Below are 25,483 nucleotides of genomic sequence, written 5' to 3' on the forward strand. Positions count from 1 at the left end.
GAAATACATCGCGCCCTTTCCGAAGCCCTCCAATCCTGAACTCCGTCCATACAACCGGACAGTGAATCAATGTTTTCCTAGCGAGGCATGGCGGGCGGTGCAGGGAACGGGAAATGACATCCGTTCGACCTGACCGAACGCGTGAATGGAAATGCCAAACTATGATTTGGAATGGAACGGAATGGGACAAGTCAGCACAATACATTTATGATATCGACGAGCAGAGGAATGCCCTTCTATATGTTGAATATGTATATGGACCTAAATTATAAATGAAACCGAGGATATGAAGGATGAAACTTCAATTACTATATCATGAATATCTGAATCTAAAATTCAATAGAGGATTGCCGTCCGTTCCGTTTGACGGCTTTGAATATGGACTTCTTGAGGAAGATGGCGCTGAATTATTCTTTGTCGAACGTAAAGATGAGGCCTTTGTTGAATGGACGTACGAATTACAGCCCCGAGATCCCCATTATGTTGTGAGCCCGGACTGGAAACCTGTGCTCTCGGCTTTTTTTAACCATCTGGACATCTACGATGAACTCGTGCTCTATTACCTGTTATTTACGATCAACACGACGACGTCCATCGTAAGGACCCATCCGTTCCTTTCCATGAATGATTTTATGAAGAACTACTGCTTTTTTCAGTTGGCTCAGTTGACGGATGCCTCCGGGTTGAACGAGGAGCAGAGGCAGCAATTAAGGGACTTCTTTTTCTTTTTCTACCTGTATGCTCACCCGGTTAATGAGGAGACGCTCAACGCCTTTTCATTCAACGGGCAAGATTTGATTCATACGAAAACCAATATCCTTATGGAGCATTATTTTACTGTATATCACGATTACTATAGCGAGAATCTCGACAAGCATAGAGACGAACTGTTCATCGCTCCTCATGAAATTCATGCCTGCAAGGATCTCACACTGGAGCTGTTAAGGTCCATCGAGGGTAAATCACCCAAGCTAATCATGCCTTCCGAAGAGGGTTTAGACGTACTATTACAGCTGATCAATAACGTTGATGATTTGATTCATATGAACGCCGAGAATAAAACAACGTTATTCGGTATTATGAAAGACTTTCTCTCGGACAATCGCCTGAACCCCTATAGACAGCATTGTTTCCGTATGCTGCTCCAGAATTACGTTTGTTATATCCTTTATTTTAAGTTTGATGAAATTGACGATCTGGTCGATTACTTTAAAGGCACTCCGGTATGGTGCGAAGCGATCATCAATTACATTTTTACTGATGCCATCTTTATTCAGAAGATGATGAGGCAGAACCAGATCGATATAACCAAGTATCCGAACGTGATCGAATTCTTCAATGAGGAAGCCCGAAGGATTTACCTGTAAGCCAATGTATGGCCATCCCGCAAGGAATGGCCATAATGCGCCGTCTTCATCCCAGCTGGATCTTGATGACCGTTGCGCTCATTCATATAAACCCGAAATAATGGGGCCCAACCAAAAAAATGGTACCTATCCTTCTGATTATGAAATTCGATAGAATTAAGATGTCTCCATTGTAAGCGTTTTCCTTTATTCGCATATGCTGGGGAATTCATTTATCTTAAGGGAGGGTATTTATGAAGCGATCACAAACTTCGGAAAAGCGGTATAGGCAAAGGGTATTGAGCTTATTTTTGGCGGTCGTGATGCTGGCTAGTTTCGGCCTATTGCCGACTTCGAAGGTTCAGGCTGCTGAGACTGCTGGAACCACCATAACCTCGATGTCTTACTTTTCAGCTGCAGACGGGCCTGTCATCACCAAATCAGGGGTTGGCCAGGCAAGCTACGGTTTTGTCATGCCGATATTCAACGGAGGCTCTGCCACCTGGAATGATGTTGCCCAGGACCTGGGAGTAAAGGTGAAAGTAAATGGCAGCTGGGTCGATATCGACAGTGTCAGCAGCTTTGTCTATAACCAGAACTGGGGTCACTGGAACGACGGCGGCTTTACCGGCTATTGGTTCACGCTCTCCACAACGACCGAAATTCAACTGTACTCCAAAGCCAATGAGGTCAAGCTTGAATATTCACTAGTCTTTCAAAACATCAACAAAACAACCATTACCGCGATGACCCCGACCCAAGGACCGCAAATTACAGCAGGGTTTACGGGCGGTGCCGGCTTTACCTATCCTATTTTCAACAATGATCCGGCCATAACCTATGCGGCCGTAGCAGATGATTTGAAAGTGTATGTGAAGCCTGTAAACAGCAGCCAGTGGATCGATATCGACAACAATGCAGCCAGCGGCTGGATCTATGATCAAAATTTTGGCCAATTCACTGACGGAGGCGGCGGCTACTGGTTTAACGTAACGGAATCGATTAACGTCAAATTAGAATCAAAGACCTCTTCGGCTAACATCGTCTATACCATCTCCTTTAATGAGCCCGTAAGAAACTCTTATGTCCTTACGCCTTATGAAGGAACGACCTTTACAGCCGATGCGAGCGGCGCTATCGGCATCCCGCTACCTAAGATTGATGGGGGTGCGCCAATCGGCACGGAGCTTGGCAATTTCGTATACCAGATTAACATCAACGGGCAATGGGTGGATCTGGATAACTCAAGTCAGAGTGGATTCGTTTACTCCGCTAATGGCTACAATAACATGTCCGCTGCCAACCAGTGGGGATATTGGGCGGACCATATCTATGGCTTGTGGTTCCAGCCGATCCAGGTGGATATGCAGATCCGTATCGGCTATCCACTAAATGGACAGGCAGGTGGAAGTGTGGGCAGCAATTTCGTCAACTATACCCTGATTGGCAACCCGGATGCTCCTCGTCCGGATGTAACCGATCAGGAGGATATTCCGATCGGAACGCCAAACGACCCAGCCATCGAGGGCATGAATCTCATCTGGCAGGATGAATTTAATGGAACCGCGCTCGATCAGAGCAAATGGAATTATGAAACAGGTTACTATCTCAATGACGATCCCAATACCTGGGGTTGGGGCAATTCGGAGCTGCAGCATTATACCGATCATGCACAAAATGTTTTTGTACAGGACGGAAAACTTAATATCAAGGCCTTGAACGAGCCAAAATCCTTTCCGCAGGATCCAAGTCGGTATGCACAATACTCCTCTGGCAAGATTAACACCAAAGATCATTTTTCCCTCAAGTACGGCCGAGTGGACTTCCGGGCAAAGCTGCCTACAGGCAACGGCATCTGGCCTGCGCTCTGGATGCTTCCCCAGGATAATGTGTATGGAACATGGGCATCATCCGGTGAAATCGACGTGATGGAAGCAAAAGGACGCTTGCCAGGCTCGACGAGCGGCGCCGTACACTTTGGGGGACAATGGCCGACGAACCGGTATCTTTCCGGTGAATATCACTTCCCTGAAGGGCAAACCTTTGCCAATGACTATCATGTTTATTCCGTAGTCTGGGAAGAGGACAACATTAAATGGTATGTGGATGGCAAGTTCTTCTTTAAAGTGACCCGGGATCAATGGTATTCCGCAGCGGCGCCGAACAATCCAAATGCGCCTTTCGATCAGCCGTTCTACCTCATTATGAATCTGGCGATCGGCGGGACCTTTGATGGCGGCCGGACCCCGGATCCGTCCGATATCCCTGCAACGATGCAGGTAGACTATGTGCGTGTGTATAAAGAAGGGGAAGGCGGCGGCCAGAATCCAGGAAACGTGCCGGTTACCGGCGTAACAGTGAGTCCGACCACGACACAGGTCGAAGTCGGGCAGCGTGTTCAATTAAATGCCAGCGTGGCACCGTCCAATGCAACGAATAAGCAGGTCACCTGGTCCGTTTCCGGTTCCAGCGTCGCTTCCGTGAGTCCGAACGGTCTTGTGACCGGACTCGCTCAGGGTACAACAACCGTCACGGCGAAGACCGCTGATGGCAATAAAGCAGCCAACGCCACCATCACCGTTGTACCGGCATCATCCACCGTGATCGTCATCGGCGATGAGGTGAAGGGCCTGAAGAAGATCGGCGATGACTTGCTGTTCTATGTCAATGGCGCAACCTTTGCCGATTTACATTATAAGATCAATAATGGCGGGCAGTTAAACGTAGCCATGGCTCCAACGGGGAACGGTAACTATACCTACCCTGTCAACAACCTGAAGCATGGGGATACCGTCGAGTACTTCTTTACCTATAACCCGGGGCAAGGAGCACTGGACACCCCTTGGAAGACGTATGTTCATGGGGTCACGCAAGGAACACCGGAGTAAACCGGGTAAGCCCGGACGATCATGTAAGTGGTTGAAATACCGATGCCTGCTCCGGGTTGCAAGAGTGCAATGTGAAATAAATCAGGGCAAACAGAAGGCCGTCGACATTATCGACGGCCTTGCTTCAGTGGATCAGCTATCGTTGATTCTCCTTTAGCTGAATCAATGGTTTTAATATTTTTTGCATGTCGCTTCAATATTACGACTGTACACTCGCTGCTTTACTCGCCTGTCTGGAATGCAAGATTTTCATGGCGTATCTTGCTATAGGCTGTGCGACCAACATTTCAATCCAGAACGCTACGCCAAAGTTCCGAGGCCAGGTATGGAGGAAATTTTTTAACGGATCCAGACTTATGTGTTTGGTGCCAACCATCGGGCCAATAATGGAGAGCAACAGAGATAATACCGTTACATTTAGAACGATATTTAATAATACTCTTGCATTGAATCCATCGGTCTGTCCCACAAATTTGGGCATCACCTTACCAACGAGCGGGCCTGCGATCAGCTTTACGCATAACACGACGATGACCCACATAATAGGAATCACTTTTAGACCATCCATGTAAACTTCTTTACTAAAGCCGCGTTCCAATCCCATAATAATCGGCGCGATCGTGTTTACTGAAATAATCGATATGATCAATAAAAATAATATACCCTCTTTTCCGTTTCTAGGCAGTCTTGTCTCTACGTACTTCTGGTTTGCCATTCCCTATCATCACCCCTTCATATAAATGGTTCACCGTGTTATTTTAGCGATTTAGGAGCTTCTTCATAAGTGAACATTTTGTGAACATTCTCGCCTCGCTGATCATTCGGTCATCAAGCGTTTTACACCAACATGCCGTTCAATTTCCGATATGCCGATTGATTAAAACCCCATAGCCCATTACGATTACTTATAAGATACTTGTCCTGAGAGACATAGCTATCCTCAAAATAGAAAAAGCACATGGACTGTATACCGCGTAGAACAGGAAGCCTTCTGAACGTTTGACGCGGCTATTTATAAATACGTACATTACGTCCCATACTTAGGTCTATCAACGGTGAGAGGATCAACATCTAACCAACTCGTTCCGTAAGGGGGAGAACAGACGCATGGAAAAGGAATTCATACTGACACATAAGCTGTTGACTCTACTCGATTCTGAATATCGCTGGTTCACCCTTGCCGAGATTGAAGAGCAGATTGGCGTATCGGACAAAACGATCCGTAAAATTATCGATGAAGCCAAGCAGGAGCTTCCTCCTTCGATTCATTTTGAAATCTCGCGGGGAAAAGGCGTCATTCTCCATTACGATAAACGAAATGTCGCGATTGGCGAGGTCATCTCTTCCATGTACAGGCAGAGAACCTTCTACCAGCTGCTCGATGTGCTTTTTGCCGAGGGAGGGCGCTACTCGCTGGATGAGCTGGCCGACAAGTTGTATATGAGCTCTTCCTCGCTGAAAAAGCTGATCATCCGGCTGAACAACCATGAATTGAAGCGATACCATTTGCGCATTGCGTATTCCATGCCAGAGGTCAAAGGCAGTGAAATCAGTATTCGTTATTTCTACTGGAAATTGTTTTACGATGCCTATGAATTCTCAGGCTGGCCATTTGCCGACATAGACCAAGGTCAGATCCATGAATACATTACGGCGATCGAGTCGGAGAATGACATCGTGTATTTTCTCAACGCCAAGCGAAGCCTGTCTTTTCTGGCGGCGATCATGATCACCCGAGTGCTGCAGGGCAAATATGCGGATGTTCCCAGAGGACAATATGACTGGGAGAGCAGCATGCTTCACTCCTCTGTTGCCGCATTGGCCAGAGCGCTGGAGCAGCGGTACGCCATTCATCTGCCGCTGGACGAAATCCGGTTTCTGCAGGCCATGTTCAGCTTGGGCCAATACAATTATTATGATGATGCGAAAGTCAGCGCGATGATATCGAGGGAGAAAGCGAATCTCGTGCAAGTCGAAGAGGAAAAATATCAAATCATCAATCATTTTCTCATGCTGGCGCTTGCCGCGTTCCCTGCGATCGATATGAACGACCGGTTTATCTGGGAAATCGGAGATTTCTTTGAGAAGCTCCGGCTGGAAAATGCGCTTCCCGATCTGATCGCCATCTCGGCAAGCGGCCTGACGGAATACGTCCAAAGGGATTGCCGGCCCATGTACCAGAGCGTAAAGAGCTGCATGCTAGAGTGGAGCCAGCGCTACCCGGGCATTCAGTATAACGACTATCATCTGACGAAGCTGACGCTGTTGATCAGCTCCAGCCTGCGCTATAACAGCAAAAAGGCTTTCCTGCTGATCGGCGAGGAATTCTCCATCCGCCATTACGTCGCCAAGCTCATCAAGAATGAAATCGGTGATGAGCTAATCATCAACACCTCCATTATGGAGGGGCTTACCGATGAAATGATTCAGAAGCACGGTATCGATTTTGTGATCAGCACATTTCCCGTCGAGCTGCATACGGTGCCCGTGGTCATTATTTCAACGATACCGACCAAACGGGATTTGGAAAATATCCGCAAGGAATTAATGCAACCATGAGGCTCATGGTTGCATTTTTCCGTTAAGCTCCGTAACTTTCTGGTCTTGGTTATCCCTCCGATTCTGACTATGATGAAGGCAGATCGAGAATAAAGCGCTTTCTTAAAAGGGAGGCCAGTAAGCAGGAGGAGCAAGATGAGCATACATTTGGGAGCAAAACAGGGAGATATCGCAGAACGTGTGCTGCTGCCCGGCGATCCGCTGCGGGCGAAGTTTGTAGCAGAGCACTTTTTGGAGGAGGTATATTGTTACAACGAAGTGAGGGGCATGTACGGGTACACCGGCCTTTATAAAGGAGTTCCCGTTTCGGTCCAAGGTACGGGAATGGGCAACCCGACCATGAGCATATATGCTACGGAGCTGATTCAGGATTACGGGGTCAAAAAGCTGATCCGTATCGGTACTTGCGGCGCCATGCAAAAAGATCTTCAGGTCCGCGACATCGTACTGGCCCAAGCCGTATCCTCAGACAGCAATCTGATGGAAAAAATATTTCATGGCTGCAATTTCGCGCCAACCGCCGATTACGGCATGTTAAGCCAAGCCCATCAACTGGCTCAGGAGAAGCAGGTGAATGTCTTTGTCGGCAATATTTATAATTCCGATGAATTTTATAGGGAAACTTTGGACCGTCTTCATAAATTCATGGACTTCGGTGTGCTCGCGGTCGAGATGGAGAGTGCCGCCCTGTACACGCTGGCTGCTAAATACGGCGTCAGGGCCCTGTCCATATTGACGGTAGGCAGCCATCTGCTGACCAATGAACGTTCGTCCCATCAAGACAGCGAGAAATCCTTCCACGACATGGTCGAGGTCGCGCTTCATACCATCTTAGCGGACGAATAGTCTTCCGTAGGATTGCTTGTATTACAAACTATGCTCTAGGGGGAAAAATCAATGGGAATCAAACGCGGATTTAAATATGATTTTTCGTTGTTGGCCATTTTGTTGATCCCGATCGGGATCGCAATTAACTTTGTCGGTGCACAAATCATACTGCTGCTCAAGCTGCCGATTTACCTGAACACCATCGGGACGATTCTGACGGCCATGATCGCCGGTCCTTGGGTCGGTATGATTACGGGGGCGAGCACCAATCTTGTTGTCGGCATAACGAACCCGGTCTCGTTCGCATTTACGCCTGTACAAATGGCCGTCGGTCTGGTGGTCGGCCTGCTCTCCATGAGAGGCATGTATACGAAGCTGTGGAAAGTGATCTTGTCTTCATTCGCTGTCGTACTGACCGTTCTTATCGTGGCCTCTCCGATCCAGGTGTTGATGTTCGGCGGAGCGACCGGCAACTCTTCGGATGCCGTGGTTGCTACATTCCTGGCCTCCGGTCAGCAGATCTGGACAGCGGTATTCTCAACCAAAATCCTGGTAGAAAGCGTCGACAAAATCATCAGCAACGTCATTGCCTTTGTCATCGTGATGAAGATGTCCCCAAGATACTTGTCCAAGCTCAATTACGGTGCAGCTTTTATCAAAAAGAAATGACGTGTAGTCCATAATGGATACGCTTTCATAAAGGAGGAGTTCTTGTGAATAACGAACGGTCCTTGTTGAGCCGTCTCTATCCAACAACCAAGTTTATGATTACCATCGCTTTATGTTTGGCCGCATTTATCGTGCCCGGCTACGGGTTCAGCTACGCCGTTCTACCGATTTGCATGGTGCTGGCCTACTTCGCCGGCAGCTTTAAGGAGTTTTCCAATCTGGCGATCAAGGCTCTGCTGATGATTGTTGTGTTCATCTTTATCCTGCAGAGCTTCTTCTATCCCGGCAACGATATTCTGTGGAGCTGGAGCATCTTCTCCATCAAGCGGGAAGGATTGGAGTTCGCCCTGTTCCTAACATCCAAAATCGTAGCGGTGGCATCAGCCTTCATTCTGTTCTTCCGCATCACCAAGGTCAAGGATTTGGTCCATTCCCTGGAACAGATCGGCCTGCCGTCCAAAGTAACCTATGTCATCTTGTCCACCTTGCAGCTCATTCCGGAGATGAAAAAGCTGACCCACGTCATCATGGATGCCCAAAAAACACGAGGCGTTGAAACCGAAGGCAAGCTGCTTGTCCGCATGAAGGCCTTCCTGCCGACCCTAAGTCCGCTCATTCTCGGATCCGTGGCTAGCACGGAAGAACGGGTACTGACGCTGGAGTCGAGAGCCTTCTCGGCCAATGTCAAAAAAAGCAGCATCTACAAACTGGAGAAAACAAAGCATGACCGGCTGGTTCGAATTCTGCTGGTCGTACTGCTTGCTATCTTAATCGTCTGGAGAGTTGCGCTATGAGTATCATTACGATCAAGAATCTGTCCTATCAATATCCGATCAGCGAGTCCGATGCACTAAAGAACGTGAATGTGACGATCGAAAGAGGCAAGCTGTATGCGCTGATTGGGGCCAACGGAGGCGGAAAAACGACCCTGTGCAACGTCATTCGCGGGTTTATCCCCCACTTTTATAAGGGAGATCTGCGCGGCGAGGTGCTGATTGAAGGCAAGGATATCCGCGAATGGGAAATGGGCGAGCTCTCCCAAAAAATCGGCTATGTGTTCCAGAATCCTTTTACACAGATCAGCGGCGTGAAGGATAACGTGTTTGAAGAGATTGCATTTGGCCTTGAAAACCTGGGCATGGAGCCCGCACTTATCCGGGAGAAGGTGGATCAGGTCATCAACATGCTGGAGATCGATTATTTGCGGGACAAAAACCCGTTCGAGCTCTCCGGCGGCCAGAAGCAGCGGGTTGCGCTCGCCTCCATCATCGTCATGGAGCCGGATGTGCTGGTCATTGACGAGCCGACCTCGCAGCTTGATCCGAAGGGAACGGAAGAAGTGTTCAAGATTATCGAGCTGATGAAGAAAAAGGGGAAAACCATCATACTCGTAGAACATAAAATTGAGCTGATTGCCGAATATGCCGATGATGTTATCCTGCTGAGCGAGGGTGAAGTAGCTATGCAAGGCAGCTCGCAGAAGATTCTTACCGATGAGCGTGCCCTGGCATTCGGAGCCGCGCTTCCCCAATATTCGCTGTTCGGCCTGGACATGCGCAAACGGGGGATGGATCTCGGGAGCATACCCTTAACGGAAAAAGAAGCTCTCGAGGCCGTGAAGACATGGATGAAGAAGGGGGTTAACGCATGAGCTTTCTGACTTTGACGAATGTTTCCTTTGCCTATCCGAACGGCTACAAAGCGGTGGATGGCGTCAACATGTCCTTCCGAAAGGGGGAATCCGTTGCCATTGTCGGCCAGAACGGGGCAGGTAAAACGACCACTGTCAAGATGATGAACGGGCTGCTCAAGCCTTCCGAGGGGGATGTCGTCATCGACGGCTGGAATACGCGGGATTATACCACCGCGCAAATATCGCGGAAGGTAGGCTATGTGTTCCAGAACCCGGACGACCAGATCTTTCATAACGATGTGTACAGCGAGATTGAATTCGGCCCCCGCAAGCTCGGCCTTCCGGAGGAACAGGTCAAAGCGAATGTCATGAAAGCGGCGGAGCTGGCAGGCGTCGTTCCGTTTCTTAAGGACAATCCGTACAATTTGCCCTATTCCATGCGTAAATTCGTAACGATTGCCTCCGTCATTGCGATGGATTCCAGCGTCATCATTCTGGATGAGCCGACGGCAGGTCAGGATCTTCCGGCCATGGCACGGCTCGCCCATCTGATCGAGGCTTTAAACCAGGAAGGAAAAACCATCATCACCATCACGCATGATATGGAGTTTGTCGTGAACAACTTCCAGCGGGTCATCGTCATGGCGAACCGTCGGGTTATTGCGGATGACGATAAGCGGGCCATCTTCTGGAATCTGGATGTGCTGGAGCAGGCGATGCTGAAGCAGCCGCATATCAGCAGGCTCAGCCACTCCCTGGATATCGGCCATAACATTCTGGCGATACCGGAGCTTGCGGACGAGCTTGCCAAGCATAAATGAGGGAATAAGGGAGTGACAACGATATGGAGCAAGAGCAGGTTAAACACATCCTCTTGGATGTGGATACCGGCGTGGATGATGCCCTGGCGCTCATCTTTGCGGTAAAGTCCAATAAGCTGCATATAGAAGGCATTACAACGGTATTCGGCAATGTGGACGTGATGCAGGCGACGAAGAATACGCTCCGGGTGCTGGAATTGGCGCAGCCCCGGTACGAAATTCCCGTTGCCATGGGAGCGGATTCCCCTTTATTTCGCCCTCGCCGGGAGAACGTAACCGCCATTCATGGAGCAAACGGCCTGGCCGGATATGAACTGCCGGAGGCGCGCCAATCGCCGGTGAACGAGAGGGCATCCGATTTCATCGTGCGGAAGGTGCGGGAACAGGCGCATGACATTACGCTGGTCTTCACCGGCAGGCTGACCAATTTGGCGGTGGCGCTCGCCAAGGACCCGTCGATCGCGCAGAAAGCCAAGCTGGTGCTGATGGGAGGCGCCATCACGGTGCCGGGCAATATAACGCCTGTATCCGAAGCCAACATTCACGGCGATCCCGAAGCGGCGCACCGGGTGTTCGAATCCGGGATGCCGATTACGATGGTGGGCCTGGACGTGACCGGAAAGGCCAAGTTCGGCGAGGCTCATTATCAACAGCTTATGAGCGGCTTCACGGATGAACAGGCAGAGTTAAAAGCTTTCATGCAGCATATATTCACCTTCAGCTTTGAGGCAAGCGACCGTTTGAACGAGGGCAGATACCGGCTGATGCATGATCCGCTGGCACTGGCTGTCGTTGAGGATGCTTCCCTTGTGGAGACGGAGGATTATTACGTATATATTGAGACAAAAGGACAGATATCTTCCGGCGCAACGCTGGTCGACTTCAGACGTCCACAGTCACGGACCAATGCCTCTGTCTGCATACAGGTCCGTGAAGAGGCATTCTTGCAGCATTATATCCGAACGGTGCTGTCATAACCGTCAGAGAAAGGAGGAACATGATTGATGCATCGAATCGTATTGGATGTGGATACGGGCGTTGACGACGCTTTGGCGATTGCCTACGCTGTCCGATCCTCGGCTCTCGATATTCTAGGAATAACGACCTGTTTCGGAAACGTACCGGTGGAGGATGCGACACGAAATACGCTCCATGTATTGGAACGGCTTGGTGCAACCGGGATTCCTGTCGCCATGGGGGAAGCCGCCCCCTTGTTCCATCCCTCGATGAAGTCGTATCCCGTCCAGTTTCATGGCGAGAATGGACTCGGCAACTTGGCATTCCCCGATCCGGCAGCTAAGCCGGTCTCAACGTCGGCCGCTGCCTTTATGGTGGATCAGATCCGGCGATATCCGAAGCAGGTAACACTGATCTGCGTCGGCCCGTTGACTAATCTGGCTGCGGCCATTCTGCAGGCGCCGGAGATATCGTCGCTGGTCCGTCAGATTATCGTGATGGGCGGAGCCGTGGGCGTGTCGGGCAACCGCCGAATGCATGCGGAAGCGAATGTATGCTCCGATCCGGAAGCGGCCCAACTCGTCTTCCAATCCGGAGCTCCGGTTACGCTGGTCGGACTGGATGTGACCATGCAGACCGAGCTCAGTCTAAAGGATATTCAGCGCTGGAGAGACCTGGATTCGGATCTAACCCGCTTCTTGGCCGATGTAACTACCTACTATATCGGAGGCTACCGGGAAGCCTATGGCGACCGGACAGGCTGCGCCCTGCATGATCCGCTTGCAGTAGCCGTCGCGATCGACCCGAGCCTGGTCGAGGTTCAGCCGATGGTGCTCCAGGTGGATCTGGAAGGCATCCACTCCTATGGCAGAACCATTGCCGATCTGCGTCCGCGTTGTACCGACCAGCCGAACGTTAACGTCTGCATCGGCGTCGACGCCAAGCGGTTCCAGGAGCATTTTATGGAGACATTGATGAGATAAGCTGCAGCATTAGGAGTGAACGCCGGGTGCGTTCGCTCCTCTTTATGTTCCCCTCGCTGCTCTTTCCTCCCACTTCGCCCTCAAACCCTTCAAATCCTCGATAAAGAACCTTAGCAAATTGGGCCTTCTTCTTACCGCCAGTGGATGATAGGTAAAGCCCATCGGTGTGCCCTGGAATTCATGCCAACTCCCCCGCAGCTCCTTGACGGTGGCATTCTCCTTCTGCGGGAATAATCCTTCGACTACGACATTGCCAAAGCCAAATAGTACGAGCGGCTGCTTCTGAAGGAGCTGCGCCTGCAAATGCGGAAGACATGCCGCTCGGGTTGCAGGCTTATCGTAAGCCCGGATTGGCCGTCGCTTCAGCAAATAGGTGACGTAAACTGAGTGGATATCGATACCCGCTTCTCTCATGCCGAGTTGGAGGGTTTCCCTGGTCCCGCACAGGAACTCGTTTCCTTCCCTGTCCTCCCGGGCTCCCGGATTATCCAGGATCATCATCAGCGAGCCTTGCGGATTACCTTCCCCCCAGATGACACGATTCCGCTGTTTGCACAATTCGCAGCGTTCACAATGCTTCATATCTTCGGGCGCTCGCTCTTTTGGCAAGATGACGCAGGGATGATTCGTTTCCGTAGACATACCATTCCTTCCTTTCTGTCGCATGCAATGGTTCCATTATGCCCACCCCAAGTAAAAACTTGCCGTCGCGTATGATACGTCAAAGCCGTATTGTTTTTTAAGACTACCATCCATCTCATTATTCCTTTCACCGAAGGATGGTCCAGTAATGGTGCCCCCATCCCCTGGTACGGGCAATCATCGGTGCTTTTATCAGTTTCTATATTGGGGAAGAATTTCAGAATGGGACGTTGTATCTCTCCAACCACCGAATAAATAAAAGCGCCTTGCAGACGGATCTGCGAAGGCGCTTCTGAACATTTACTCCGGATCGATATTAAACTATATTATTTCTTCAACCATAATGCCGGTACGTTCGTTGGCTCCCAGCCCACCATCGAGGTATGTGCTTGAAGGCACTGATATGCTGCCCCACCGTAAGTCACTTCGTCCCCGATCTTATATGATACACCCGGGGCCCAAGCTGACGGCTGTGACGAATCGGAATCCGTAGTTACCGTTACAGCATTGCTTGCTGCAGACCGATTACCTGCGGCGTCTGTCGCTTTAACTGTGAACGTATAGGTTGTATTGGGTGTCAAGCCGGTGATCGTTGCCGAAGTATTCGTGACGGTGACCGCTAACGAGCTTCCTTGGTATACTTCATAAGCTGTTACGCCTACATTGTCAGTAGAAGCACCCCAGCTAAGCGATACGCTTGTGCCAGTTTTACCTGTGGTCGTTACATTGCTAGGTGCGCTCGGGGCTTGCGTATCGCTACCGCCGCCACCACCTGCCGCTAGCACAGCAGCGTGGGCATCAACAATGCCATACCCATACTGATTCGTGCTTCCGGCAGGCTGCGCCGTATTCCTGAGAATATCTCTGGCCGCAGCAGGAGTAAGACTCGGATTGACCGATCTCATTAATCCTAGTACGCCTGCCACATGAGGGGTTGCCATCGAGGTGCCGGACATGGTTGTATATTGACCGTTTGGATATGTGCTGTATATGTTCGATCCCGGAGCCATCACATCAAGACCCGTTCCATAATTCGAGAAGCTCGAACGCGTTCTGCTTGATGTAACGGAACCCACCGCAATTGAGCCGCTGTAAGCTGCCGGATAAGAGATGCTTGGAAGTCCATCATTACCGGTAGCTGCCACTACGATTGTGCCAAGGCCAACCGCTGTTTGGATCGCCTCATCCATCCCGCGATCATAGCCGCCGCCGCCCAGTGACATGTTGATGATATCAGCTCTAATATTCGCGGCGTGAAGAATACCTTGTTGAATGCCATACATCGAACCTGAGCCGCTGTCGCTAAGCACTTTAACCGGAACCAAAGTCGCGTTCTGCATGACGCCTGACACCGATCCATAGCTGGCGATCGTTCCCGCAACATGCGTGCCGTGCCCATGACGATCGATTGTGGTACTGTCTACAAAACTCCGACCCAGGCTGGTGTTCACCAGATTACTCAAGCTCGCATGGTTGCTGTCAATTCCCGTGTCAAGCACGCCAATTCGAACTGAGCTAGACCCGGTCGTAATCCCCCAGGCTTGCTGAACCCTAATCATGTCATAATGCCAACGCTGATTGTTGTGAATCGCTTGAACTGAAACATCTTCCAGAGCTGCGGTTTCAAGCGCGTACACTTTGCGATTTTCAGAGATATAGCGAACTTCGAGACCGAGGTCATCCAACGTTGTCTGCAATGCTTCTTTAGCGGAATCGATGGACTTGTAGTCATTTACAGAGTACTCGACCAAATATACCAATCCCATTTGTTTTATCGCCGCAGCCCTGACATCGGTATCTAGCTGCTGCACCGAGAAGGTGCCCATATCCTGTCCGAACAGTGAATCGGCAATAGTAAAACCGCTCTTCGTAAGGGAACCCGATTTCATCAATGTATGATCTGCGCTTTGAATCGAATTTACATCGGGCGGTTCCGCAATCGACACGACGAGTTGACCTTCAATATAATCCGTCGAGTGACCCTGAGCGGAGCTTCCAAACGATACCCCTGTAAAGAGGCCTGCCACTAAAAAAATGGCGACTAAAATCGAAATTGCATACTTCCTCATCATTAAAATCCCCTCCAAGGAACAAATATGAGCCAGTCGTCTGGTTTCTTGCTTACGACACGATGAGTTGGAGTTTGTCATGATGCTAGGAAAGTGCATTTGAAAAAATGCAAATGTATCACGGCTCCTTTTTTTGGCTATTTTTCTTGATTTCCTCGTTTTCCTTGATCCCCCCTTCTTAACATCATAAATATGGGGAGGGCGCTGAATAAATCACCCTTTTTTACCAATTAATACTTTTACATCTTTTTTTGACAAATGTAATAACTATTTTGAGTAAATTCCCATTTCATCTTGTCCGTAATGCCTTGACCTAACTGCGTGTCGTTGATCGTTGGTCTACAACTTGCCTGTGTGATGTATGGAGTCAGGAGGACGGGCCTATCGGCGAAAAAAAAGCGAAAGGAGCTAGCAGTTACCAGCCCATTTCGCCTTTTGCACTTATGTATGAAATGCTTATACCCTACACTTTACCCATTCTCACCCAATCCCTGCGGTCTTTTCGATCAATCGTTGTTGACTGAATGATACAAGGGAAGATTATCCGAGAACAAATCCGAATTGTCCTTAAGCATTTCAGTTATGATGTTCGCCACCTTAGCGGCATCACAGACCCTTACAACGGCATCGCCAAGTCGCCCTTTATGCATGGCACCTTGGCCTTCAAGCACCTCATCGACTTTCCAAAAATGCTCTGACCACGACAACCCGCAATGTCTGCGGGAAGGTACAGGAATTTCTGTTCCGTCAGGTAACACCGTGTACAGCATCTCGTGGTCATTCGTTAACCTGCCCGGTATGTCCACCCACTCTTCTACTCCATGAATAAAGGTGTTGCGCTTTAAATCGACCCCAACTAACAAGATGGTCGCCCTTCGGTCGAGCAGCTTCCCCCAGGCAGAACCTCTAGCGCATGGCGTATCGAAACGATGATCGTCATTTGTAAACGCTATAGAATCCTGGCCTAATGCCGCCACCGAATGAGTAGGGTGCAGCGAACGCACCACACCAGGCCGTTTGCGAAAAAGTTCAGGCAATATCCCGACACAGGAAGATGACTGATCTACGTAAAATTTCGGATTATCTGCATTGATGTAAGACCACGTATGAGTGGGTAACACCAGCAGCCCATCTATCATATAGGCTGTCAACGCATCCAGAACTGTGTCCGCACCACCCTCGACCGGTCCCATACTCTTCATCGAAGAATGGACCAACAACGTCCCTTTGCTGTCAATACCCAGCTGCTCTAATTGCTTCATTAAGCTTTCCATCGTGTGCATGTTCCTTCCCCTCCTCCGGCCCATTATATCAAAACTTGCTTTACTTATGGTAAGGTTCACCGCGCTGTCTGTATCGGCAAGTTTTTAATTGCCTTCATGGCGTTAGACCATACACACTTCCCCCTCAATGAATAACCTAGCGAATAGATCTACTCTCGATATTCTTCTTTCTCCCATCTTGAATGAATCGAGGTTACCATGGTAAATTCCTATACTAAAACCCAAATCCGCAAAATTACCCGCCGCTTTGGCCTGATCCCGTTGAGTTCAGACTCGATTGGGTCCCTTTACCGAAAAAACGATGTCATCCAGGTACAAACGGAAAGTGGAACCTATGCTCTAAAGCCTTTTTTTCGAAGTTTGCTCCTCCGCTCGAATACAATTCAGCAAATAAAAACAACTGCAGACTATATGCAACTCTTGATAAATAGCGGTTTTAGCTATATGCCTAAATGGCTAACGAGCAATTCCGGAACGTTATGGACTTTAAACCAAGGAAGGCCCTTTTATATGTCCCCATGGATAAAAGGAAGGAAATTAGAAAAACAAGAAGATTTTGAAGAACTTGGTTCTCACCCCCTCGCGAATTGTATCATTCAATTCTGTACAAAAACTGTACAGGTCAGGGCTTGAGTGTGATTGGAAAAAAATAAGAAAGGAGCATGCCGCAGCAGCTCCTTTCTTACTCATCACATTTTATTTTTCAACTTGATGCTTATTTTGATTAATAACAAAAGCTCGTCCCTCAAACCGTAAGCCAAATTTCGGCTGTCTAGTGATTCTCCTGCTCAACTCAACGGATCGTCCAGCATTGCGTCGATGACTTTCAATATCCTCTTTTGCTCACTTTCACTTCTGCTTCGGAGCCTGTTCACAATTTCTACGAGTGTAGACTCGCTCGCCTCTCCGCTCACAGGCTGGATATAATTAAAAAACTCCACCATCGAAAGATTGAGCGCTTTCGTAATTTTATCCAGTACCACAACGGAACATACTTTTTCAGAACGCTCCAGCTTACCAATATACGTTTCGTGTACCTCAGCCTTACTTGCAAGTTCCTCCTGGCTTAGCCCACGTAGTTTTCGGAAGTGCCGAATGCCTTCCCCTACCATCTTCATCAAATCACTCACAACGATCACCCTAAGCAAACCATAGTCGTTAGTGGCTTCTCAAGGCGTGCTCGATTCGCTTATCCGGCATGAACCAGATTACGGCAACAAGTACGAAAAAGAAGCCGGATATCCAAACACTCACATAAGCGGTCAAGGCCGCAGTCAAGTAGAGTAAAGGAGATAGTTTTCCCTTCCAATCTTTTCCTATCGCTCCGATGAATGAGGAATCGCCGGAATGCTGGTTCATAATCATGCGCTGAAGCAGCCAGTACGAGAACGCCGCTAGCAATAAAATAATCCCGTACAGCGCCGTTGGAGTGGGTGCAAAATGGCTTTCCCCCATCCAAGCTGTCGTGAACGGCACAAGGGATAGCCAGAATAAGAGCAGCAAGTTGAGCCACATCAACCGTCCATTCATCGTTCGAACCATATGCAGCAGATGATGATGATTGTTCCAGTAGATACCGACATATACGAAACTGAAAATATAACTAATAATTTTTGGTCCAAGTTCAACTAGCGCATGCCAGTCATGGCCTTCCGGCACTTTGAATTCCAGCACCATGATCGTAATAATAATGGCCAACACGCCATCGCTGAATGCTTCCATCCGATTCGCTTTCAAAGCACCTTTTCCCCTCGCTTCATATTATCCCAGGCGTCCTCTGCCATTCCTGGTTCGCTACCACTCTTTATAATTTCCATCTAAAGCGGGGAGCCATACCTATACAGTTCTTGTGATTTCAAAATGAAATTCAAATTTCTCAAATCGATTTCTGAGATCATCCTCGTGTGGGATCCACTCCGAATCACTCCATAAAGACATGCTTATGAGTTCCGACAGCTTATCTACGGCTTGTTCCGGACTCGTAATCCTTATGAAGTCTTCGAAATCTCCACTTTGAATATCCAACGCTACTCGCAGGTAGTCATCATGAAGCCGCTCTTCTTGGAGTCCGTATTCACTTCTCGTCCAAGGTTCACAAAATAAGGCTTATTCCCTGCTTCCTCCATAGCTTCAAAAATTCCATCATCTACGTTCATCTTGGAAAGATGCTCGGACATCTCAATGTACGTCTCTTATTTTCATTATAGAGATCGTTTGTCCAGAGTCTACCTACTTTTCACCTGAATTTTGGAAATGACCTTGAACGGCTCCACATCCCTCTGCAACACTTTCCAACTTTCCACAACATTATTTTTCGCCGTCACTTATGATAAGGTCCCAGATTCATTCCCTGAACGATCTACTCCGTATAGCGCATTCATGTGCTCAATATGGGCCGCACCCCAATCATTCAATGCCTGTAACACCGTACTTAAACCTTTGCCGTAATCCGAAATAGAGTATTCTACTTTCGGAGGGATTTGGTTATAAACCTCACGATGTACGATATCGTTATACTCAAGTTCTCTTAATTGTTGAGTAAGCATCTTTTTGTTTATATCTGGTATTGCTTTTTGAAGCTCGCTGAATCTCATTGTGCCGTTCGAAATAAGCTGAAGCAGAATGACTGATTTCCATTTTCCCACTAAGATATCCAAGGCTGATTCAAATTTACAATACTCTTTCATTGAACTTCCCCATTTCCCTTTGCCTGGTTAGGTAACTTTTTGTTTACTATGTTTAGATAAAGTGCCTACTTCCTTAAATCGAATACCAAAGTCTATTATACCTTTAGAGGATGTTGATAAAGTAGTCAGGAGGTTGGCACCATTCATGAATATCGCAATATGGATCATTCAAGGGCTTGCAGCACTAGGTTTTGTCTACTCAGGGTGGTTAAAGGCATTTCAGTATGAAAAAGCCAAAGAGTCTTGGGTTTGGGTAAAAGACGTTTCAAAAGAGTTCGTCGTCTTTATCGGGCTAGCAGAATTGTTCGGGGCACTTGGAATCATTCTGCCCCAAGCGTTGAATATTGCACCTGTATTGACGCCAATTGCTGCAACCGGACTTGCCGCAGTCGTTCTTTTCGGCGCCTTATACCATGTTTCACGTAAAGAATATAGAGAAATCGGCGTGAACATTGTCTTCTTCGCGTTAACAGTGCTTGTTGCGATCAGTCGTTTTTAAGCGGAAACAACATGTATAGAAGGCCATCGAAGTTTCAATATAACTAAACGCTTCTACCAATTGGCAGGCTTAAAGGTATTTCAGCAGGTTGTTTAAAATGACGGCATATCCGTTAGCAAACATATGGATCCCGTCGATGGCGTATTCCTTTTTTAAGTTACCCTCGCTATCCGTCAGTCCTTCGTTTACGTCAATAAATGTATATCCGTGCTTCACCGCAAGCTGCTCAACCGCTTGGTTGGCTTTCCGGATGGCCTCATTCGTCCGATTCTGGAACACCTCATCCATCGAAGCTCTGGGCACGAAAGGAAATTCAGCCTCGGCATTTACGGGATAATACGCCATGACGTACACCTTGCAATCCGGTAGCCTTTCAGCAATTCGAGTCAAAATTTCGTCATAGTTTGCCAGTAAGTTTTCCAATATATAATCAGGCGCGCTGATATCGTTGGTACCGATGTTGATAAAAATTTGAGAAGGCTCCAGTTCGAAAATGCATGTCTCCAGCGACGCTATCAATTCCGCCGTCACGTAGCCGGCAATGCCGCGATTATATATGCAGTATCGGTGTTCCAGCGTTTGCTGCAGCTCGTTAATCGAAAAAATTCCATCAGTGACGAGCCGATCAAATAGAATAGAATATGCAAAAACATGTCTTCTAAAAAATCGGAAAGCACTGATCTCTGAAATTGCCCTAGACTCTGGGTTTGTCAACGATGCACAATTTTGCAGTATGTTCAAGCGGGCAACTGGTATGACCCCGACAAAATATCGTGAGCAGGTTAGCGCTAATACCTCGTATAATAATAAGATTAAGAAGACCCCAACCTAAACTGGTTGGGCCTTCTTTCACCTTAATGTAACGATGTGGAGCAAGAAATAATGAGGCGTGCTCAGCGGCTGGATAAGGAAAGGATCGGCTGAAAAATAAGGACGTTAAGAGCAGCTCGCCGCCGATCACGAATAGCCCCCTTGGGTCTTCCAAAAGGGCTGTTCCTTTCTTCTTCGGTTACGGTGATTCGCTTTCTGCCGCAGCAGCTCCGGGTGGCTTCATCAAGCCTTGAACGGCGCCGAGAAACGGGCGTATGGACTTGATCATGCCGTATCCCATCCTCACGACCGGGACAAATCTTTGGATCATGCCGAACAGACGCATGCCGCCGCCTAACGCACCGCCGAGCGATCCCGCAGCAGCGCCGCCAAGCCCGCCAATGCCGCCTAATCCCCCGAACAGCGAGCCTATCATCGGCAGAAAGGCCGATACCTGGACGTCGGGCTTGCGGGAGCGGGAACGGACGGAAGGCTTGCGCGCGCCGCTTCGCCGGCTCCCGGAACGGCTGCCCGAAGCATGGGAGCCCGCTCTGCGCTGCTTAGGCCGGGAGCCTTGCTTACCGGATGAGGTGCGCGGCTGAGCTCCGGTGCTGGCCAGCGTCAAGCCACTGCTGTTGGCGTCGGTAATGTAGCCGACGTAGGTCTTTCCGCTGTGCAGGGTGATACATACCGGCCGACCCTGCAGCCGCTTGACCCGTGCGAGCACCTCTTTGGATTGTTCCATGGAAGTTCACCTCGCTCACTGGTTATGGTTCATTGTACGCTAGGGGCGGACTGCCTGCTTGTGCGAATGCAGCATGAACATAAGCCCTCCTCGCTGCGCCAACGCCTTTTTCCCCGTGTCGCCTTCATTCTCACCCAAGGATGAGTTGCTTTTATTAATTGAAATATTGATGAATCATAAGTAATAATGAGATTATGCTTAAATCAATGATGAAGGAGTTAACCATAACTTACGGTACAACTTCATGGCTGGTTACTGCTTAGTAATTTCATTGCAGCATAGTACACACATAACCGGAGGTATACATGTATGAGTAATCATGATGCAGAGTATTATATATCCAAGCTTGGGCTTGAACCCCATCCAGAGGGCGGATATTACAAAAGAACGTTTGAATCTGAGGAAAAAACTTCAGATCAAGAATTGTCCGTTTCCTTTGAAGGAACAAGATTGCTTTATACAAGCATCTACTTTTTATTAGGCTCAAATGACCTCTCCCATTTCCATCGTTTGAAATCCGATGAACTATGGTATTATCACGCGGGAGGTCCATTAACAGTACATGTTATTGATGAGAATGGAGAATATAAGGAGTTTAAATTAGGAATAAACTTGGATAAAGGAGAAGTCCCGCAAGTGTTAGTCCCAAAAAATTGTATCTTTGGTTCATCTGTTAAGGATCAAGATACCTTCTCATTAGTAGGGTGCATGGTTTCACCTGGTTTTGAGTTTCGGGACTTTGAGTTATTTACACAGGACGAGCTCTTTGCTAAATACCCACAGCATAAAGATGTCATCATGAAGTTAGCCTATGAAGTGATTCCAGTTTAGTTTTAAATAGCCAGTCGGTGATATTCTATCAGCGACTGGCTATTTAGTTTCGCATGAATATATAGAATCCGTCCTACAATATTTAATCCTACATCAACTATTTATATTGATCATCATCGCTATTTGTACGATTGTCTGACAATTATACGAGAGTGTTAGTATTGTCCTAGAAGACCTTTCTTCATGGCAGTTTTTTCGCAGCGATGAAATACAACGAGCCCAGCAATTAGATATACCAGCGAATTTAGTCCCCACCCCCTGCCCAACAAAACGTCTTTTCAAGCCTGCTGAGGGATCTTCTGAAAAAACCTGCCGCTACTTGTGGTACGGTTCATCTTAACGGCACTATCGGCTAAAATTGCGAGAGGAGCTGCCGCGGCAGCTCCTTCGTTATTTTCATTGAAATATTGAGCTAACCCTATGTGGTAACGGCTTCCTTATGCCAACATGTTAAATTCGCTTGCAGTTTAACTTAATGCGTTGGCTTCAGCCCATTTACTACCCCCATCGCTCTAATGGATTTCAGCAGCAAGAGCCCGATCTATCGCAAAGTATCCGATATTCCCCCTACATCAACGAGCATTACGTGTTGCCGCCTCGAGTATGCACTGTCGTGGTTGCCGGGTCGACACCCCCCGTCAGGCCTTTACTTGGACTCAATACGACCCAGCGGGATGGCGCTATTTTCCAGAGCCGCACGAGCTGCCGGCCAGCTGGAATCGTCGAGGTCGAGCGCATTTCGAAGGTAGGCCAACGTGAGCTGCTGAATGAGGGCGACTCGTTCGGGGCTCTCGTCCGTCGTCTCCGCGACGCTGTAACCGGGAATCCCGCCGAGCGAGTGCTCTGCCCCGAAGAGAGTGAGCAGGCTCTTGCTGCCCGAGCTCAGGAAGTACGGGTCCGTGAACCAGTCCGGCCCCCGAGTGGACAGTTGAGACTGGTCATGGTCCCCCGCTACCACGAGGGTCGGCGTGCTCATGTCCGCGAAGCTCGGGTTCATGAAGGGGAAGTGCTCTGCCGCGAACGGACTCAAGTCAGCTCCACCCTTGCCAGTCGTGGCAAGCAGCACACCCGCCTTGATCCGCGAGTCGGACATGTCCTCTCCCGGCTCGCCGTGGTTATCGAGGACTCGCGCGCCGAGCAGCATGCTCACCGTTTGGCCTCCCCAGGAGTGTCCGGCTGCGGCGATGCGGCTTCGATCGAGGCGCCCACTGAGACCGGGAACGGAAGCTTCAATAAGATCAAGCTGGTCGAGGATGCGCTTCAGGTCCTCGACTCGGAAACGCCAGATCCGTGGTGTACGGGGATCATCAGGAGGAAGGTTCAGTGTCCTCGAGTCGAGATGGGTGGGTTGAATGACGACGAAGCCGTGAGCAGCCCAGAAGTCGGCCAACGGGCCGTAGCCGTCCAACGACCAGCCATAGCCGTGCGAGAAAACAATAATAGGCAATTCACTCCCAATCGCGGGCGCAGACACTCGCACTTGCAGATCCTCACCACGGTCCGGGGCTGATAGCATGACCGGCTTCACCGAGACGACTGGAGTAGGCGCACTAACGTTGATTTTCATAATAAGTGTTTCCTTTCTTGGAAAAAGATTAGCCAAACCGTTTCTGGGAGGAAGCGGTCAAGCAGGTTCCTGAAATACCGGTACTCTTCGATCACGCGCTCGAAACTACATAACCAGGGGAGCGGGCCGCCCTCGTTCGACAACTTGCCCATCGGACCGTTCGCTTCGAGGAGCGCAAAGCGCACGGGCTCACGTGCGGCCCGCATAGAAACATTCCCCTTTTTACTTCGATGTGCGACCTTTGCATATAGCCTCAGGTTGATGTATCAACCTCAACCAACGATAACACATTGTGGTTGACGCGTCAACCATGCTATTATGTTCCTATGGATAAGAACGAACTAAACAAAGAGGAAATGCGAATATGGCATATGTGGAAAGGCTCCTTTCAGAGCATCTTCGGTCGCGTAATAAAAGAGATGGCGGAGCACACAGGACTATCAGAGGGTGATTATGGGGTATTGGATCGGTTAGACCTTTTGGGGAACGGCAGCCTTCGCCAACAGGAATTGGCCGACTCGATGGATTGGGATAAGAGTCGATTATCACATCATCTGACGCGGATGGAAAAACGCAGACTTGTGATGAGGAAACCATTAGACACTGATCGCGGTGTTCAAGTCGTCATCACTTCCGCTGGAAAATCGGCATTGGATGATGCCCGTCCCATAGTCTCCAAGGCAATACGCAAACATTTCCTTGATCAATTAACGGATCAAGACATTGAGTCGATTACTAAGCTGGCGGAAAGGACGAAAACAGGGTCTTCAGCGTCTTGTGAAGCCCCGCCGACATGACTGCGTTTTTGATGTTATTCATGAAGTGGATAAGTCGATCGGTACTCAATGAAAAGAACTCTCCAGGTTCGGAGGGTTTTTTTCATTTTTATTCATACATTTCGCCCTTATCGACAGTTACTTTTTCACTTATTTTTATGTTCATTTTATTTATATTAAATGTACATGTTTTAAGGCCATCCTTTGCGGGATGGCCCTATCTTTTAGTCACGTTTAATTAAACTATTCCTTTAGCTTAGCTCTTCGGAATCAGATTGGATAATTGCTTGCCTAGCTTCTTTTTGTCCACCTTATCCACGACCGTTCGAGGCAAAGTATCTAGGATGAACAGTTGAGTTGGCCATTTATGCCTTGCGAGACTCGGTTCGCAAAACGCCTGCAGCTGTGCCAGGTCCAAGCTACCACCGTCCCGCAGAACAACTCAAGCGACGAGCTTCTCACCTTCGCAAGGAAGTGAGAGTCCGATCACCGCCGAATCACTAACTATCATTATTCAGGTGTTAAAACTTGGATTAATAAGAGAATACCACTTATTATGAATAATTGGGCATTAATCTCTCCAATAAAATGCATCAATCCAACTAATACATTATCCTTCTACCAGGAGATCAATTGCCACCTATGGTGAGCTAATCCAGCACGCCCGGCAGGCTCTGTTCGTGTTGAATGCCTTGAATACGATGCCTCATTTTGTTTTCAACGCCGCAAAAAATGCGTTTGTTTTAAAATTTTCCTTGTTCAATAATCCTTATCCTGATATTATGAAATAGCGTGATTTTTGGAAAGCGAATATTCAATATTTATTTAGGATCTTTCCAAGCAGATAATCTTTGACCACTTCCATTTAAGAAGTTAAGGCCATACGGACA

At 48.6% G+C, this 25,483-nt stretch carries 26 protein-coding genes; 14 read left to right on the plus strand and 12 right to left on the minus strand.

Annotation, left to right across the window (positions count from 1 at the left end):
• Nucleotides 1-293: 293 nt before the first annotated feature.
• Together NYE54_RS33180 and NYE54_RS33185 are read left to right on the plus strand one after the other, a co-directional pair.
• Nucleotides 294-1,367, plus strand: a complete 1,074-nt coding sequence (locus NYE54_RS33180) for a hypothetical protein (RefSeq protein ID WP_339268989.1) — start codon at nt 294-296, stop codon at nt 1,365-1,367.
• Nucleotides 1,368-1,600: 233 nt separating this feature from the next.
• Nucleotides 1,601-4,234 (plus strand): family 16 glycosylhydrolase, encoded by a 2,634-nt coding sequence (locus NYE54_RS33185; protein WP_339268990.1) that lies wholly within the window; start codon nt 1,601-1,603, stop codon nt 4,232-4,234.
• A 199-nt stretch (nt 4,235-4,433) separates the two neighbouring features.
• On the opposite strand, the gene NYE54_RS33190 is transcribed toward NYE54_RS33185, so the two are convergent.
• A complete protein-coding gene (locus tag NYE54_RS33190; RefSeq protein WP_339268991.1) occupies nt 4,434-4,949 on the minus strand; it encodes a hypothetical protein in 516 nt (171 codons plus the stop codon).
• A 392-nt stretch (nt 4,950-5,341) separates the two neighbouring features.
• Between NYE54_RS33190 and NYE54_RS33195 the strand changes: the two genes are divergently transcribed.
• From NYE54_RS33195 to NYE54_RS33230, 8 genes are all read left to right on the plus strand, one after another.
• A complete protein-coding gene (locus NYE54_RS33195; protein WP_339268992.1) occupies nt 5,342-6,793 on the plus strand; it encodes a helix-turn-helix domain-containing protein in 1,452 nt (483 codons plus the stop codon).
• Between the two features lie 135 nt (nt 6,794-6,928).
• A complete protein-coding gene (deoD, locus tag NYE54_RS33200) occupies nt 6,929-7,639 on the plus strand; it encodes a purine-nucleoside phosphorylase (RefSeq protein ID WP_339268994.1) in 711 nt (236 codons plus the stop codon).
• A gap of 51 nt (nt 7,640-7,690) precedes the next feature.
• The gene (locus NYE54_RS33205) at nt 7,691-8,290 is read left to right on the plus strand and encodes an ECF transporter S component (protein ID WP_015738050.1); all 600 of its coding nucleotides are present in this window, start codon (nt 7,691-7,693) and stop codon (nt 8,288-8,290) included.
• A gap of 44 nt (nt 8,291-8,334) precedes the next feature.
• Nucleotides 8,335-9,084, plus strand: a complete 750-nt coding sequence (locus NYE54_RS33210; protein WP_076323673.1) for an energy-coupling factor transporter transmembrane component T — start codon at nt 8,335-8,337, stop codon at nt 9,082-9,084.
• Nucleotides 9,081-9,941, plus strand: a complete 861-nt coding sequence (locus NYE54_RS33215; RefSeq protein WP_339268996.1) for an ABC transporter ATP-binding protein — start codon at nt 9,081-9,083, stop codon at nt 9,939-9,941. The genes NYE54_RS33210 and NYE54_RS33215 overlap by 4 nt, the downstream gene beginning before the upstream one ends.
• Nucleotides 9,938-10,744: an ABC transporter ATP-binding protein gene (locus NYE54_RS33220; protein ID WP_339268998.1), complete on the plus strand. Its 807-nt coding sequence runs from the start codon at nt 9,938-9,940 to the stop codon at nt 10,742-10,744. Before NYE54_RS33215 ends, NYE54_RS33220 begins: the two co-directional genes overlap by 4 nt.
• Before the next feature lie 23 nt (nt 10,745-10,767).
• Entirely contained in the window at nt 10,768-11,721 is a 954-nt protein-coding gene (locus NYE54_RS33225) for a nucleoside hydrolase (protein WP_339268999.1), read from the plus strand.
• A gap of 27 nt (nt 11,722-11,748) precedes the next feature.
• Nucleotides 11,749-12,684: a nucleoside hydrolase gene (locus NYE54_RS33230; RefSeq protein ID WP_339269000.1), complete on the plus strand. Its 936-nt coding sequence runs from the start codon at nt 11,749-11,751 to the stop codon at nt 12,682-12,684.
• Between the two features lie 42 nt (nt 12,685-12,726).
• Here the strand turns inward: NYE54_RS33230 and NYE54_RS33235 are convergent, their stop codons facing one another.
• The 7 genes from NYE54_RS33235 to NYE54_RS33265 form a co-directional block, all read right to left on the minus strand.
• Nucleotides 12,727-13,326 (minus strand): uracil-DNA glycosylase, encoded by a 600-nt coding sequence (locus NYE54_RS33235; protein ID WP_339269002.1) that lies wholly within the window; start codon nt 13,324-13,326, stop codon nt 12,727-12,729.
• A gap of 326 nt (nt 13,327-13,652) precedes the next feature.
• Nucleotides 13,653-15,398, minus strand: coding sequence for a S8 family serine peptidase (locus tag NYE54_RS33240; RefSeq protein ID WP_339269004.1), 1,746 nt, complete (start codon nt 15,396-15,398; stop codon nt 13,653-13,655).
• 503 nt (nt 15,399-15,901) lie between these two features.
• The gene (locus tag NYE54_RS33245) at nt 15,902-16,678 is read right to left on the minus strand and encodes an AAC(3) family N-acetyltransferase (RefSeq protein WP_339269006.1); all 777 of its coding nucleotides are present in this window, start codon (nt 16,676-16,678) and stop codon (nt 15,902-15,904) included.
• Between the two features lie 788 nt (nt 16,679-17,466).
• On the minus strand, nt 17,467-17,808 hold the full coding sequence (locus NYE54_RS33250; protein WP_339269008.1) for a helix-turn-helix transcriptional regulator: 342 nt from the start codon (nt 17,806-17,808) through the stop codon (nt 17,467-17,469).
• A gap of 28 nt (nt 17,809-17,836) precedes the next feature.
• A complete protein-coding gene (locus NYE54_RS33255; protein WP_100541269.1) occupies nt 17,837-18,415 on the minus strand; it encodes a TMEM175 family protein in 579 nt (192 codons plus the stop codon).
• Between the two features lie 290 nt (nt 18,416-18,705).
• Nucleotides 18,706-18,855, minus strand: coding sequence for a hypothetical protein (locus NYE54_RS33260; RefSeq protein WP_339269011.1), 150 nt, complete (start codon nt 18,853-18,855; stop codon nt 18,706-18,708).
• Nucleotides 18,856-19,002: 147 nt separating this feature from the next.
• Complete coding sequence (locus tag NYE54_RS33265; RefSeq protein WP_076323660.1) at nt 19,003-19,365, minus strand: winged helix-turn-helix transcriptional regulator; 363 nt, start codon at nt 19,363-19,365, stop codon at nt 19,003-19,005.
• Between the two features lie 145 nt (nt 19,366-19,510).
• Here NYE54_RS33265 and NYE54_RS33270 point away from each other — a divergent pair, with 145 nt between their 5' ends.
• Nucleotides 19,511-19,864, plus strand: coding sequence for a DoxX family protein (locus NYE54_RS33270; RefSeq protein WP_339269013.1), 354 nt, complete (start codon nt 19,511-19,513; stop codon nt 19,862-19,864).
• 69 nt (nt 19,865-19,933) lie between these two features.
• Here the strand turns inward: NYE54_RS33270 and NYE54_RS33275 are convergent, their stop codons facing one another.
• Nucleotides 19,934-20,395 (minus strand): GDSL-type esterase/lipase family protein, encoded by a 462-nt coding sequence (locus NYE54_RS33275; RefSeq protein ID WP_339269015.1) that lies wholly within the window; start codon nt 20,393-20,395, stop codon nt 19,934-19,936.
• Between the two features lie 25 nt (nt 20,396-20,420).
• Between NYE54_RS33275 and NYE54_RS33280 the strand changes: the two genes are divergently transcribed.
• Nucleotides 20,421-20,696: a helix-turn-helix domain-containing protein gene (locus NYE54_RS33280; RefSeq protein ID WP_339273749.1), complete on the plus strand. Its 276-nt coding sequence runs from the start codon at nt 20,421-20,423 to the stop codon at nt 20,694-20,696.
• 177 nt (nt 20,697-20,873) lie between these two features.
• Here the strand turns inward: NYE54_RS33280 and NYE54_RS33285 are convergent, their stop codons facing one another.
• Nucleotides 20,874-21,419, minus strand: coding sequence for a hypothetical protein (locus tag NYE54_RS33285; RefSeq protein ID WP_339269017.1), 546 nt, complete (start codon nt 21,417-21,419; stop codon nt 20,874-20,876).
• 309 nt (nt 21,420-21,728) lie between these two features.
• On the opposite strand from NYE54_RS33285, the gene NYE54_RS33290 reads away from it, so the two are divergent.
• Nucleotides 21,729-22,250: a cupin domain-containing protein gene (locus NYE54_RS33290; protein ID WP_339269018.1), complete on the plus strand. Its 522-nt coding sequence runs from the start codon at nt 21,729-21,731 to the stop codon at nt 22,248-22,250.
• 646 nt (nt 22,251-22,896) lie between these two features.
• Here the strand turns inward: NYE54_RS33290 and NYE54_RS33295 are convergent.
• Nucleotides 22,897-23,817 (minus strand): alpha/beta fold hydrolase, encoded by a 921-nt coding sequence (locus NYE54_RS33295; RefSeq protein WP_339269020.1) that lies wholly within the window; start codon nt 23,815-23,817, stop codon nt 22,897-22,899.
• 356 nt (nt 23,818-24,173) lie between these two features.
• Here NYE54_RS33295 and NYE54_RS33300 point away from each other — a divergent pair, with 356 nt between their 5' ends.
• Nucleotides 24,174-24,614 (plus strand): MarR family transcriptional regulator, encoded by a 441-nt coding sequence (locus tag NYE54_RS33300; protein ID WP_339269022.1) that lies wholly within the window; start codon nt 24,174-24,176, stop codon nt 24,612-24,614.
• A 235-nt stretch (nt 24,615-24,849) separates the two neighbouring features.
• On the opposite strand, the gene NYE54_RS33305 is transcribed toward NYE54_RS33300, so the two are convergent.
• A complete protein-coding gene (locus NYE54_RS33305) occupies nt 24,850-25,011 on the minus strand; it encodes a hypothetical protein (protein WP_339269024.1) in 162 nt (53 codons plus the stop codon).
• Nucleotides 25,012-25,483 lie beyond the last annotated feature (472 nt).

Origin of the sequence: Paenibacillus sp. FSL K6-1330, from assembly GCF_037976825.1 — a bacterium.
Classification (GTDB): domain Bacteria; phylum Bacillota; class Bacilli; order Paenibacillales; family Paenibacillaceae; genus Paenibacillus_AQ.

Excerpts from the sequence above, each read along its gene's own strand:
- NYE54_RS33240 (WP_339269004.1), bottom strand. The coding sequence starts at position 15,398 with ATGATGAGGAAGTATGCAATTTCGATTTTAGTCGCCATTTTTTTAGTG.
- NYE54_RS33265 (WP_076323660.1), bottom strand. The coding sequence starts at position 19,365 with ATGAAAGAGTATTGTAAATTTGAATCAGCCTTGGATATCTTAGTGGGA.
- NYE54_RS33195 (WP_339268992.1), top strand. The coding sequence starts at position 5,342 with ATGGAAAAGGAATTCATACTGACACATAAGCTGTTGACTCTACTCGAT.
- NYE54_RS33270 (WP_339269013.1), top strand. The coding sequence starts at position 19,511 with ATGAATATCGCAATATGGATCATTCAAGGGCTTGCAGCACTAGGTTTT.
- NYE54_RS33260 (WP_339269011.1), bottom strand. The coding sequence starts at position 18,855 with ATGTCCGAGCATCTTTCCAAGATGAACGTAGATGATGGAATTTTTGAA.
- NYE54_RS33245 (WP_339269006.1), bottom strand. The coding sequence starts at position 16,678 with ATGCACACGATGGAAAGCTTAATGAAGCAATTAGAGCAGCTGGGTATT.
- NYE54_RS33295 (WP_339269020.1), bottom strand. The coding sequence starts at position 23,817 with ATGAAAATCAACGTTAGTGCGCCTACTCCAGTCGTCTCGGTGAAGCCG.
- NYE54_RS33290 (WP_339269018.1), top strand. The coding sequence starts at position 21,729 with ATGAGTAATCATGATGCAGAGTATTATATATCCAAGCTTGGGCTTGAA.
- NYE54_RS33205 (WP_015738050.1), top strand. The coding sequence starts at position 7,691 with ATGGGAATCAAACGCGGATTTAAATATGATTTTTCGTTGTTGGCCATT.
- NYE54_RS33180 (WP_339268989.1), top strand. The coding sequence starts at position 294 with ATGAAACTTCAATTACTATATCATGAATATCTGAATCTAAAATTCAAT.
- NYE54_RS33280 (WP_339273749.1), top strand. The coding sequence starts at position 20,421 with ATGCAGTATCGGTGTTCCAGCGTTTGCTGCAGCTCGTTAATCGAAAAA.
- NYE54_RS33225 (WP_339268999.1), top strand. The coding sequence starts at position 10,768 with ATGGAGCAAGAGCAGGTTAAACACATCCTCTTGGATGTGGATACCGGC.
- NYE54_RS33215 (WP_339268996.1), top strand. The coding sequence starts at position 9,081 with ATGAGTATCATTACGATCAAGAATCTGTCCTATCAATATCCGATCAGC.
- NYE54_RS33230 (WP_339269000.1), top strand. The coding sequence starts at position 11,749 with ATGCATCGAATCGTATTGGATGTGGATACGGGCGTTGACGACGCTTTG.
- deoD (WP_339268994.1), top strand. The coding sequence starts at position 6,929 with ATGAGCATACATTTGGGAGCAAAACAGGGAGATATCGCAGAACGTGTG.
- NYE54_RS33190 (WP_339268991.1), bottom strand. The coding sequence starts at position 4,949 with ATGGCAAACCAGAAGTACGTAGAGACAAGACTGCCTAGAAACGGAAAA.
- NYE54_RS33220 (WP_339268998.1), top strand. The coding sequence starts at position 9,938 with ATGAGCTTTCTGACTTTGACGAATGTTTCCTTTGCCTATCCGAACGGC.
- NYE54_RS33185 (WP_339268990.1), top strand. The coding sequence starts at position 1,601 with ATGAAGCGATCACAAACTTCGGAAAAGCGGTATAGGCAAAGGGTATTG.
- NYE54_RS33285 (WP_339269017.1), bottom strand. The coding sequence starts at position 21,419 with ATGGAACAATCCAAAGAGGTGCTCGCACGGGTCAAGCGGCTGCAGGGT.
- NYE54_RS33235 (WP_339269002.1), bottom strand. The coding sequence starts at position 13,326 with ATGTCTACGGAAACGAATCATCCCTGCGTCATCTTGCCAAAAGAGCGA.
- NYE54_RS33300 (WP_339269022.1), top strand. The coding sequence starts at position 24,174 with ATGCGAATATGGCATATGTGGAAAGGCTCCTTTCAGAGCATCTTCGGT.